Below are 12167 nucleotides of genomic sequence, written 5' to 3'. Positions count from 1 at the left end.
GAACTGGTGACCCACCTCCCGGCGATGCGGGCCTTCGCGCTCAGCCTGACCCGCAACGCCGCCACGGCCGATGACCTGGTACAGGACGCCATCGTCAAGGCCTGGGCCAATTTCGACAAGTTCGAAGTCGGTACCAACCTGCGGGCCTGGCTGTTCACCATCCTGCGCAACACCTATTATTCGATGCACCGCAAGCGACGGCGCGAGGTCGAGGACCCGGATGGCGCGCTGGCCGCGCATCTGTCGGAAAAGCCGCATCATGACGGCCGTCTGGCGATGGAGGATTTCAAGGTCGCCTTCGCCAAGCTGACCGACGAACAGCGCGAGGCGCTGATCCTGGTGGGGGCCGAGGGCTTTTCCTACGAGGAGGCGGCGGCCACCTGCGGCTGCGCCGTCGGCACCATCAAGAGCCGGGTGAACCGGGCGCGGGTGCGGCTGGCCGAGCTGATGCATCTGAACGATACCGACGATCTGTCGATGACCGATCCGGTGACCCTGGCGGGTCTGTCGTCCAAGCGGCTCGCATGACCGAAAATCTCAAGGCGCGGATCTCTGCGCGTCGCCTGACCAAGAGCTTGGCGCTCTGGCTGATCGGCGCCCTGACGGTCGCCATGCTGCCGCTGGGGCTGATCTCTGTCTCTCAGACCTCGAATGTTCTGCACGAGACCGAGCGGCTGTCCGGGGTGGCACTGATGGACCGGACCCAGCGCGCCTCCTCGCGGACCCAGGCGCTGATCCAGGAAGCGTTCGGCGCCGCCCGCACCGTGGCGGCGGCGAATGTGCTGTTCGAGGGAGGGGGGGTCTCCTGCGACTCGGTGCTGGCGCGTCTGGTCAAGGACAGCCCGACCTACCTGTTCGCGGGCTTCGTCGATACCGAGGGCCAGATCACCTGTTCCTCGACCGGCGAGCGGCGGCGGATTCTCGACGAATCCTATTTCCTGAACCTGCTGCGCGATCCGCAGCCGCGCGTCGACACCCGGCTGAGCGTGGCGCTGCGGGGCGCGCGGGTGGTCCGTGTCAGCGTACCGCTCTACGAGGCCTCCGAACTGCGTGGCTTTGTGGTGATCTCGATCCCCTATGCGGCGGCCTATTACACGCTGGACGATGGCGGGGCCGAGGTCGATCTGCTGGTCTTCGACCGCGAGGGCGAGTTTCTGACCGCCGAAGCGGCCAAGCGGGAGGACGGCACTGACGTCGGGCGGCTGGAGCACAGCGCGAGGCCCGAGTCCTTCGAAGAGGTTCTGCCGCGCGACAGCACGCTCGACCGGCTTGCGGCCGAGGGGCGGCAGTCGTTCCGCGGCACGAACCGGCTGGGAGAGATCCGCGATTTCGCCGTGGTTCCGGTGATCGACGACCGCATCTTCGTGATGGGCAGCTGGGCGCCCGGGCGCAACAGCCTGGCGCCGACGGCGGGCCGGACCATGGCCCTGTATTTCCCGATCCTGATGTGGGGGGCGGGAATCGTGGTGGCCTATTTCGCGGTCCACCGGCTGGTGATCCGGCATATCAAGCGGCTGCAAGGCTGGATGCGGCTTTACGCCAGCGGCCATACGGACTTCGCCCATGCCCGGCTCGATCATGCCCCGCACGAGCTTGAGGTGGTGGCCGAAGCCTTCCGCAGCATGACACGGCGTCTTGCGGAACAGGACCGGGCGCTGGAAGAGGATCTGGCCGAGAAGACGATCCTGCTGAAGGAGGTCCATCACCGGGTCAAGAACAACCTCCAGCTCATCACCTCGATCATGAACATGCAGATCCGCAATGCCCACAGCGCCGAGGCGCGGCGGTTGCTGAAACGGGTGCAGGACCGGGTGATGGCGCTGGCCGCGATCCACCGCTATCTCTACATGGCGCGCAAGCTGTCGATGGTCCGCGCCGACCGTCTGCTTGACGACATCATCCGCCAGCTGGTGGTGGTGGGCGATATCGACGGCACCGACAAAAGCGTCAAGATCGCCACCCAGTTCAGCCCGGTCGAGGTCAATCCCGACCAGTCGGTGCCGCTGTCGCTGCTGGCGACCGAGGCCGCGATCAACGCCGTCAAGTATTGTCGGCCGCCGCCCTCGGGCGGGCCCGCCTGGATCACCATGGCATTGCAGACGCTTGACGATGGCAGGGTGTGCCTGAGCGTGGTCAATTCCCGCAACGAGGACCCTGAACCGAAGGCCGAGCCCGGCGATCCGGAAAGCTCGGGCATGGGGCGGCAGCTGATATCGTCCTTCGCGACGCAGCTCGATGCCGAATTCGAGGCTCATTCCGACCCCGACCGCTATGAGTTGCATCTGACTTTCCGGCCGCTGCCGGCCTCGGCCGAGGAAGAGGAGGAGCCCGAGACCGAAGAAGCGGCAGAATAAGCCGATCGCAGGGAACCCGAACGGGATGAGAGGCGTTATCATTCCGTAATTGAAACAGGAGGTTCCATGACCCGTATCGTTGTTTTCTGCCTGTCCGCGGCTGCGCTTCTCGGGGTTGCTGCCTGCGAAACCGTCGAGGGCGCAGGCCAGGATATCGAGAAGGCTGGCGGCGCGATTTCGCAAGAGGCGCGCGAGGCTCAGAACTGATTGGCGAAAGGCGGGCTTCGGCCCGCCTTTTCGTTTTCCGCCCGGTCTCGAAACGGATCGGCGTTTCAGCCCAGAACACCCGCGATCACGGCCCCTGCCGCGACGAAGGGTGCGAGGCCGATCAGCGCCAGCAGGCCGTCGCGCGCCAGCATGGCCACCGACAGGGTCACCACCGCCGCCCCCAGCAGCGACGAGCTGAACGGCACCAGTTCCAGAAACGGCATCGACAGTCCCGCCAGCAGGCACAGCGCCTGCAGCATCTTGACCAGCGGCGGCGTCACCAGAAACCGCAGCCGCGGCCGCGCCGCCCATTCCAGCCAGCGCGCCGGGCGGCGCAGCCAGTCGACGGCGCTGCGGGTCCGTTCGGCCCGGATCTCGCGCCGCATCAGCCAGCCCGGCGCCCAGAGATGGCGTTTGCCGATCAGCATCTGCCCGGCGACCAGCGCGATTGCCAGACCGCAGAGGCTGGAAAACCCCGGGATCCCGCTCAGCGGCGACACCACTGCCAGCGCGGGCGCCATCATCAGCGGCAGGAAAGACACCGACCCCAGCGCCTCGAACAGCCCGCGGACCGTCACCCGGTCGCCCCGCGCGGTCTGCTCGACCGCATCGAGGATCGTCGAGACCGGCGCCTCGCGCAGCGCTTTGAGCCCGTCATGGGTGTAGTCTTCGGTTCGGGCCATGGGCACCTCCCGGCTTGTCGTTGCGCTTGACGGGCCGCGAGTCGCACCGGGCCCGGTCTCACAACGCCGTGGCGCCGGTTTCGTTCGCCGCAGCGGATCTGGCGCCAAGAGGGCGGCATGATGTTCTTTTTCTGTTCCAGGCCATAGATCACCGGTCTTTGAGCGAAAGTCTTGATATTGAACAGAGATCGACACCGGCACGACACCGTTCCGCTTAACGGCAAATTTAGGCGTCGACGCCAGAGTCGCACGACTGAATTACGCAAGGGAAAGCACCGGAGTCACGCCGTTGGAGAGTGCCATGCCAAGCTCCGTTCCGGTTGACCGATCGCCGCGCTGCGCGGTACCGGACCCCTGCGCGCCGGCCCGGTCCGGCCTGGTGCCTCGGACAGCGCCGAAAGGGGGCGACGCGGGGCGAGCGCCCGGTTCGGCTTGTCCAAGGATCGCCTCGACCTTTGCAGCCGCTTTGCCGGGGCATCGGCCCGCCGCTTCCAGCCTCGTCCCCCGGGGCCGGTTTGGTCCGCGCGATCGGCGCGCGGCCTGCGGGGGGCACAACCTCCCCTGCGCGGGCCTCTCCGCCGAAGCGGCGGACCTGGGCCCCGGGAAGCCCGTCATGCTGGCCGATCCCGTCGGTCTCGGGCCTCGGGCCTCGGGCCTCGATTTCACCGCCGACGGGACCGCGCGCGGTGCGCAAGCGGGTGACTTCGCCCGGCCCGGCCCCGTCCGGCCGCGCCGGTGGCAGGCCGCATGAGCAAGGAGCGCGATCCCCGCATGACCTTGCGCCGCGCCGGTGCCCCGGTGGGGCCGGCGGCGCTCCGTGCCCGGCTGGCCGATTTGCTGGCGGCGCTGGCCGTACCCGCCTGGGCCACCGGGTCCGATGGAAAGGTTCTGGCGGCGAATTCTGCCGCCGCGACGCTGCTTGAGCGTGCATCGGCGGACTGGGCCGGGCTGGGCGACGGCGCGCTGCTGCCCGAGCGCTGCGCCCGGCGCCTGCAGGGCGCGCGCGCCACGCTTTTGCACGGGGCGCGCGCCCGGGTCCGCTATCGGGGCGGGTTCCTGACCGGGACCGGGCGCCACCGGCTGCTCGACTGTTCGCTGACCCGGCTTGCGGGGATCGCCGGTGCCGTACTGGTTCAGGCCGAACCGGTCGGGCTTTGCGGCGCCAGTGCCGATCCGCGGGCCGCCGAGACGTGCCAGGGCGAGATCGGGTCCGGCGTCGAGGCTTCCGCCTGGCTTCCGCCAGGCATGTCGCGTCACCATGAGGTTTTGCAGCGCGCGGCCGAGGCGGCGGGCTTTGCGCAATGGTATCTCGATCCCGCCCGGCGCCGGATCTGGGTCGCGGACGGGGTCCCGGCGCTGTTGGGCTTTGCGCCGGGCGAGGTTGCCCTCGACTCGTCGTGGCTGCGGGCGCGGCTGCATCCCGAGGACCGCCCGGCAATGCGCGCGGTGGCGGCGCAACTGATCCGGGGCGGCAGCGAAAGCATGCGCATCGACTGCCGCCTGCGCCATCGCGATGGCAGCTATCTCTGGGTCGAGGCGACCGCCCGCCGGATCGTCGCCACGCCGGGACGGCGGACGATCCTGTGCGGCAGCCTGTCGGATGTGACCCATTTCAAGGACCACGAGGCCAGGCTTCAGCAGGCCCTCTTCGACGCGCGCCGCGCCCGCACCGAGGCCGCCAAGACCGAAGGCCTGATGCGGATCGCGACCGAGGGTGCGGGGTTCGGGCACTGGACATTCGATCCGGCCACCGGGACCTACTGGCTCAGCGATGCCTGTTTCCGGTCGCTGGGGTATCGGCCGGGCAGCATCGACACCAGCCGGATCGGGTTCCGCGAGGTGATCCACCCCGACGATGCGGGGGCCGCGCGCGCCGCGCTGGAGGCACTTCTGGCGGGGGAAAGCGAGCTTCTGCACATCGATTCCCGGTTGCGCACCGCCGATGGCAGCTGGCGCTGGCACGAAACGACCGCCCGGCTGGTGCCGCTGGCCGAGGTCGGCCTGCCGCCGCTGGTCTGCGGCATCAGCCGGGACATCACCGCCCGCAAGACCCATGAACAGGATCTGGCCCGCGCACTCGAGGCCGCGCGGCGGGCCCGCGACGAGGCCGAGGCGGCGCGCGGCAAGCTTCATCTTCAGGCCACGATCCTCAGGGTTTCCACCGAATACAGCAATGTCGTCCCCTGGCATGCGATCCCCGCGCTGGGCCTGGTGCGGGCCGATGCGCATCTGGCGGCGATGCTGGGCTATCCGCCGGGACACCGGATCGGGTCGGCCGAATTTCGCGACATGATCCATCCCGACGACGCGCGCGAGGCGCTGGGCCTCGTCGACGCGCTTTACCGCCGCGAGACCGAGGCGTTCTCGGCCGAATTCCGGGTGCGCCGCGGCGATGACGGCTGGTGCTGGGTCGCGTCCAAGGCGCGCTGGCTGGACGGCGCGGGGTCCGGCCTGCCCGACATGGTCTGCGGCACCCTGACCGAGATCACGGCAAGCAAGGCCAACGAGGCGCGGCTGGCCGAGGCGCTTGCTGCCGCCGAGATCGCCCGGAAGGAGGCCCGGGCCAGCGAACAGATGCTGCGCACCGCCGCGATCTGCGGCAACATGGGCGCCTGGTCGATCTGCGCCGAGCGCGGCGAGGCCTGGATGACCGCCGAGGGCTTCCGGCAACTGGGCTACGAGCCGGGCGATTTCGTGCCCGACGACGCGGGCTGGCGCGACCTGATCCATCCCGACGACCTTCCGGCGACCGCCACCGCGATGGACGCGGTGATCCGGGGCGAGGCCGAGGTTTACGATTACGATCACCGCATCCGCCACAAGGACGGGTCCTATCACTGGTACCGGACGGTCGCGCGGCTGATCGACCGCCGGGCCGAGGGGCTGCCGCCGCTGCTGGCGGGGGCCCATACCTGCACCGACCGCCAGAAACAGAACGAGGCCCGGCTTTCCGAGGCGCTGGCAGAGGCCGAGGCCGCGCGGGCCGAATCGCAGACCCGCGAAGAGATGCTGCGCACCTCGGCGCTGTGCAGCGGCATCGCCCATTGGGTCGTCTGCCCCGACACCGGCGAAGGCTGGATACCGGAAGGCACCTATGGGCTTCTGGGCTACGCGCCCGACGCCTTCCCGCCCGAAAACCGCTGCTGGCGCGGTCTGATCCATCCCGAAGACAGCGACTCGGCCGTCGCGGGGATGCGCGACCTGCTGGACTACCGCGCGGATGGCTATACCCACGAACACCGGCTGCAACATGCCGATGGCAGTTATCACTGGTACCGGACGGTGGCACGCCGGGTCGACCGCAGCGCGACCGACCAGCCCGACCTGATCGCCGGAGCGCTCGTCAGCATCGACCACGTCAAGGAGAACGAACGCCGCCTCGCCGAGGCCGCCGAAGCCGCGCGTCTGGCGGGCGAACGGCTGAACACTCTTGCCGACAACGCGCCGGGCGCGCTTTTCGTCTTTCGCGTGACGCCTGCCGGGCAATTCGACCTGCCCTATTTCAGCGCCAAGCTGCCCGCGCTGATGGGCCTGACCCGGGCCGAGATCGAGGCCGATTCAGAGGCGCTTCTCAGACGGGTCGATCCCGATCATATCCAGGACCTGCGCCTGGCGATCTCGAAGTCGCGGCGCGGGCTGACCCCGTTCGAGATGCGGTTGCGGGTCAGGATGCCCGAGGGCGAGTTCCGGTGGGTACTGGTCGCGTCGCTGCCGTTCCGTCGCGAGGGCGGGATCGTTGTCTGGTTCGGCAACGTCTTCGACATCACCGAAAAACTGGCCGTCGAGCGCCGCGCCGCCGAGGCTGCGGAAGAGGTGCGCCGGGCCCACGAACGGCTTCGCTCGGTGGCCCTGATCGCCCCGGTCGGACTCTATGAATTCCGTCGCAAGCCCGATGGCAGCAGCGACTTTCCCTATACCAGCCCGCAATTCGAAGACATCATGGGCCTGACCCGGGCCGAGATCGAGGCGCGGGACCGCAACGTCATGAAGCGGGTCGATCCGGTGGATCTGCAGCGGGTGGCCGACAGCACCGATGCAAGCGCCCGCGATCTCAGCCTCTGGAGCGAGCGGTTCCGGATCCGTCACCCCGAACGCGGGCAGGTCTGGCTGTCGGGGGCCGCGGCCCCCCGCCGCCAGGACGACGGCACCATTGTCTGGGCCGGGGCGCTGCATGACGTCACCGCCGATGTGCGGCGCGAGGCGGAACTGCGCCAGGCGCATCAGCTGGCCGAGACGATGCGGGCCGAAAACGAACGCCAGGCGCTGCATGACGGGCTGACCGGGTTGCCGAACCGCCGCTACTACGACCAGGTCCTCGCCGACCGCATCGAGGCGGCGCGCACCGGGGACGGGCCCCGCGATGCGGTGCTGATCCGGGTCGATCTGGATCATTTTAAATACGTCAATGACACGCTGGGCCACGAGGCGGGCGACCGGGTGCTGATCCGGGTCGCCGAAGAGCTGCGCGGGGCCCTGCGCGCCGCCGATTTCGCGGCGCGCATCGGCGGCGACGAATTCTCGATCCTGCTCGGGCCGGGCATGAGCGCCGAAAACGCCCGCGAGGTGGTCGAACGGGTGCAGGTCGCGCTGGCCCGCCCGTTGACCTATGAGGGGCGGCTTTGCCGGTTTGGCGCCAGCTTCGGCATTGCCCATACCGAAGACATCGACGCGATGGGGGCCGAGCTGCAGCTGTTCGCCGATGCCGCACTTTACCGCGCCAAGGAGGGCGGGCGGAACCGGATGGAGTTCTTCACCGCCGACCTGCACCGGAACATCCTCAACGACCGCGAGATCGGCGCCGAATTGCACGAGGCGCTGGAGCGCGACGAATTCGTGCCCTTCTTCCAGCCGCAAGTCTCGGCCGAGGACGGGCATCTGGTGGGGGCCGAGACGTTGTTGCGCTGGCGCCATCCCGAAAAGGGCTTGCTGGCACCCGATGCCTTCATGCATGTGGCCGAACAGCTGCGGATCGTGGCCGAGATCGACCGGATCATGATGCAGAAGGCGCGCGGCGCGCTGGAACGCTGGCGGGCGCAGGGGCTGGTGTTGCCCAAGATCAGCTTCAATGTCAGCTCGGGCCGGATGCACGACCCGGATGTGGTGTCGCTGGCGCGCTCGATGGTCGGCAGCGGCACCAAGGTGACCTTCGAGCTTTTGGAATCGATCCTTGTCGAGGAGGAAAGCGACGCGTTCCGCTTCCACCTCGCCCAGATCCGCGAGGCCGGGATCGACATCGAGATCGACGATTTCGGGTCGGGTCATGCCTCGATCATCGGATTGATGGAGATCGCGCCTCAGGCGCTGAAGGTGGATCGGCGGATCGTGCGTCCGGTGGCCACCGACATGCGCGCGCGCAATCTGGTGCGCGCCATCATCGAAATCGCCGAGACGCTGGGCATCGCCACCGTGGTCGAAGGCGTCGAAACGGCCGAACAGGCCACAGTCCTGCGCGGCATCGGCTGCAACATCTTCCAGGGATATCTTTTCGCCAAGCCTATGTCCGAGGACGATTTTCTTGCCTACGCTCTGGCGCATCCGGAAAAGCGGGCCTGACGATCGGCCAGGTTCGCACGCGCCCGGGCCATTGTCTCGGGCGTGCGGCGCGGCCCGCTAGACCGCGAGGCGGCGGCGCATCTCGGCGATGGCGGCGGCACGGCCTTCAAGGTTGTAGAACGAGCCCTTGACCTGAATCGTCGACAGCGCCCGCTGGAAGCTCTGGAAATAGTCGGTGTCGACCGGGTCGGGCGCGGTCCAGAACCGGTCGAGCCCGCGGCGATGGGTCAGGCCCGGCAGGTCATAGACCGCACGGCCCATGGCGCAGACCGGCACGCCCATCCGCAGCGCATGGATGCCGACCGTCGAATTGACGAGAACCACCCCGCGCGAGCCGCCGATCAGCGCCCCCAGATCGCCGCCGCGGATCACATGCACCCGCTCGGGGATGCCGTGCCGCCGGGCCAGCCGCGGAATGCGCGAGAACCAGCGCCCAAGCTCGCTGTCCAGCGGATGCAGCTTGACCACCAGATGCCGGTCCGCGGGCGCGGTCGCGGCGAAGGATTGCAGGGTCTCGTCGAGGAACGAGATCAGGTCGGGATAATCTGACGAGGCGCGGATCTGGTAGTCGACCTCCAGCTGCATCGCGACCAGGTTGAACGGTGTGCCCTCGGCGGCAAGCCGTTCGGTCAGGGCCACGGCCGCGCGTTCGCGGTGGCGGCCGCGCACCAGCCCGGGCAGCCAGCTGAGATATTCGATCACCGGCCAGTGCGGCCGGTCGGACACGTGCAGCGGGTAGAACGGCCGCCCGAAGCTTTGCAGCAGCGCAAAGCTGACCTCGTTGAAGGCCTCGACCCCGAAGCCGAAGGGATAAAGGTTGCGCATGTCGGGCGCCTCAACGCCCTCGGCCAGCGCCTCGATCTCGCTGCGGGTCTTCGGAAAGGTCGAGAGCGCGCCCATGCCCTCGGGCTCCAGCGTCAGCCAGTCGGGGCGCAGATAGCCGAACTCGATCGCCCAGCAGCGGCGGCGCAGCCTGCGGCCCTGTTCCAGCGCGATGGCGTGATAGGGCAGGCGGTCGGCGTAATAAAGGATGTCGGTCACGCCCTCGCGTTCGATCAGGCGAAAGACGAAGCGGCGCCAGCGCTTCAGCCCGCCCTGAAACTCGATGGCCGGGCGGCGGCCCCAGAAGATCCGGTCGGCGAGGCAGAAATTGACCTTGACCACCCGGTGGCCGTCCGCCTCGAGCCCGGCGGCCAGATCGCGCCAGAACCCGGACGGGTGGCCTTGCAGCATCAGGAACACGCGACCCTTGCATGCCTCGGGATCGAGTGCCACAACCTGCGCGTGCTTGTGCGGCAGAAGGCCTCTGCGTGCGACGAACTGGCTTTGGAACTCCGTCAATGTCTCTGTCCCGTTTTCCGCTGGCTGGCCGGAGGATCGTTTTCCTGCAGGGACCCTCGTCGCCGTTCTTTCGTGACGTCGCAACGGCCTGCGCCCGCTTGGGGGCAGAGGTGCTGCGGGTTGGCTTTGCACCGGGCGACCGCCTGTACTGGGCGTCCGGCTGCGGTCGCTACATCGCCTATCGCGGGTCGGCAGAGCGCTTCGGCGCGGTCCTTGCCGACCTCATCCGGGGCGAAAACCTGACGGACCTCGTGATGCTTGGCGACGGACGTGAATATCACGCCAACGCTGTTTCGGCGGCAAAGGTTGCCGACGGAATCACGCCATGGGTGATCGAGCAGGGCTATCTGCGTCCCGGGCTGATCTCGGTCGAGCCCTGGGGCACCGGCGGCCGCTCTGCGATCCCGGCCCGGTTCGCAGCCACGACAGACACACGCCCCGATCTGCCGGTGCCGGAGCCCGCGCCGGGGTCCTTCCTGCGCTATGCCGCCTTCGATGTGGCCTATCATCTGGCCAATGTGCTTTTCGGGCCGGTCTTCTATCCGCGCTACCGGCATTACGCGCTGGACAGCCCCTGGGCCGAATGGCGCGGCTGGATCCTCAAGGCGGTGCGCGCGCCCGCCCGTGCCCGCCAGACCGAGGCGGCGCTGGCGCGGATCGCGGCCCATGCCGGGCCGGTCTTCCTGGTGCCCTTGCAACTCGATACCGATTTCCAGATCCGCGACCACGGCACCGGACGGACGCAGGATCAGGATCTGGCGGCGGTCATGGCCTCTTTCGCGGCCCATGCGCCCTCCGATGCGCTGCTGGCGGTCAAGGAACACCCGCTCGATAACGGGCTCAGGCGCTGGGACCGGCGCGCGGAACGGCTGGCCCGGGAGGCCGGAATCGACGACCGCGTCGCGGTCTTCCCCGGCGGGCGGGTCGAGGCGCTTTTCCCGGCGCTTGCGGGCATCGTCACCATCAACAGCACGGTCGGGCTGTCGGCGCTGCTGGAGGGCGTGCCGGTCAAGGTGCTGGGCCGCGCCGTCTACGACCTGCCGGGGCTGAGCCACCGCGCCGGGCTCGACGCCTTCTGGACTGCGCCCGAAAGGCCCGATCCGGCCGAGGCCGACCGGTTCCGCCGGTTTCTGCGCCATGATTACCATGTGCCGGGCGCCTTCGACGGACCCGATGCGCGCCGGGGCGCCGAGGCACTGGCCCGCTTCATCGCCGGGGAGAGACCGCAATGACCGATCCGATCCGTTCCGTGGTTCTGACCGGGGCCAGCGGCGGGCTTGGCCGGGCGCTGGCCGCCGAACTGGCCGCGCCGGGGCGCCACATGCTGCTGATGGGGCGCGACGCCGGGCGGCTGGCCGAGGCCGCCGAGGCCGCCCGCGCGCGTGGCGCCGAGGTTCAGACCGCCGCCGTGGCCCTGACCGAGACCGCCGCGCTGACCCGCTGCCTGCAGGCGTTCGACGCGGCCCATCCGGTCGATCTGCTGATTGCCAATGCCGGGGTGAAGACCGGCAATCGCGGCGGTATCGAGCCCGCGGCCCAGGCCGAGCGGGTGATCGCCGTCAACCTGACCGCGACGATCCATGCGGTGCAGGCGCTGCTGCCCGCCATGGGCGCGCGGCGCCGGGGCCGGATTGCCATCGTGGGCTCGCTGGCCGCGATCGCGCCGCATGGCGATCTCTTGTCCTACAGTGCCACCAAGGCCGGGCTGCAGGCCTATGCCACCGCGCTGAGACGCAGCCTTGCGGGCAGCGGGGTCCGGGTCACCACCGTCATTCCGGGTTTCATGGATACGCCGATGACCGACCGCCAGAAGGGGCCCGCGCCGATGCTGATGCCGCCCGAGCGCGCGGCGCGGATCGTGGCGCGCGGACTTGACCGCGGGCGGGCTACCATCGCCTTTCCGCTGCCGCTGATTATCGGCGCCTGGCTGGGCGAACGGCTGCCTGCGCCGCTGGCCGACCGGATCATGGCCCGCTACCGGGCCGAGATCCTGCCCGATCCCGACGAGGCGGCGGGCGGTTAGGCCGGG

At 69.1% G+C, this 12167-nt stretch carries 8 protein-coding genes; 6 read left to right on the top strand and 2 right to left on the bottom strand.

Translation table 11 applies throughout. The annotated features are described in order from the left end of the window. Nucleotides 1-24 precede the first annotated feature (24 nt). From EV657_RS04735 to EV657_RS04725, 3 genes are all read left to right on the top strand, one after another. Complete coding sequence (locus EV657_RS04735) at nt 25-528, top strand: RNA polymerase sigma factor (RefSeq protein ID WP_237399920.1); 504 nt, start codon at nt 25-27, stop codon at nt 526-528. Continuing rightward, nucleotides 525-2354, top strand: a complete 1830-nt coding sequence (locus EV657_RS04730) for a histidine kinase dimerization/phosphoacceptor domain -containing protein (protein WP_134077285.1) — start codon at nt 525-527, stop codon at nt 2352-2354. The genes EV657_RS04735 and EV657_RS04730 overlap by 4 nt, the downstream gene beginning before the upstream one ends. Nucleotides 2355-2420: 66 nt before the next feature. Continuing rightward, nucleotides 2421-2561, top strand: coding sequence for an entericidin A/B family lipoprotein (locus tag EV657_RS04725; RefSeq protein WP_075784054.1), 141 nt, complete (start codon nt 2421-2423; stop codon nt 2559-2561). 65 nt (nt 2562-2626) lie between these two features. On the opposite strand, the gene EV657_RS04720 is transcribed toward EV657_RS04725, so the two are convergent. Then, nucleotides 2627-3244, bottom strand: coding sequence for an exopolysaccharide biosynthesis protein (locus EV657_RS04720; RefSeq protein ID WP_134077284.1), 618 nt, complete (start codon nt 3242-3244; stop codon nt 2627-2629). Between the two features lie 771 nt (nt 3245-4015). On the opposite strand from EV657_RS04720, the gene EV657_RS04715 reads away from it, so the two are divergent. After that, the gene (locus EV657_RS04715) at nt 4016-8797 is read left to right on the top strand and encodes a PAS domain-containing protein (protein WP_166673646.1); all 4782 of its coding nucleotides are present in this window, start codon (nt 4016-4018) and stop codon (nt 8795-8797) included. Nucleotides 8798-8854: 57 nt separating this feature from the next. Here the strand turns inward: EV657_RS04715 and EV657_RS04710 are convergent, their stop codons facing one another. Then, nucleotides 8855-10138 (bottom strand): capsule biosynthesis protein, encoded by a 1284-nt coding sequence (locus EV657_RS04710; protein ID WP_166673645.1) that lies wholly within the window; start codon nt 10136-10138, stop codon nt 8855-8857. A gap of 110 nt (nt 10139-10248) precedes the next feature. On the opposite strand from EV657_RS04710, the gene EV657_RS04705 reads away from it, so the two are divergent. Together EV657_RS04705 and EV657_RS04700 are read left to right on the top strand one after the other, a co-directional pair. After that, nucleotides 10249-11370 carry a capsular biosynthesis protein gene (locus EV657_RS04705; RefSeq protein WP_166673644.1) on the top strand — a complete coding sequence of 374 codons (1122 nt, stop codon included), beginning with the start codon at nt 10249-10251 and terminating at the stop codon, nt 11368-11370. Further along, nucleotides 11367-12161 carry an SDR family NAD(P)-dependent oxidoreductase gene (locus tag EV657_RS04700; RefSeq protein ID WP_134077280.1) on the top strand — a complete coding sequence of 265 codons (795 nt, stop codon included), beginning with the start codon at nt 11367-11369 and terminating at the stop codon, nt 12159-12161. Before EV657_RS04705 ends, EV657_RS04700 begins: the two co-directional genes overlap by 4 nt. Nucleotides 12162-12167: the final 6 nt, after the last annotated feature.

This window comes from Rhodovulum visakhapatnamense (assembly GCF_004365965.1).
GTDB classification, from domain to species: domain Bacteria; phylum Pseudomonadota; class Alphaproteobacteria; order Rhodobacterales; family Rhodobacteraceae; genus Rhodovulum; species Rhodovulum visakhapatnamense.
Note: the sequence above shows the minus strand (reverse complement) of the source record. Positions and strands in the feature narration are given on the sequence as shown.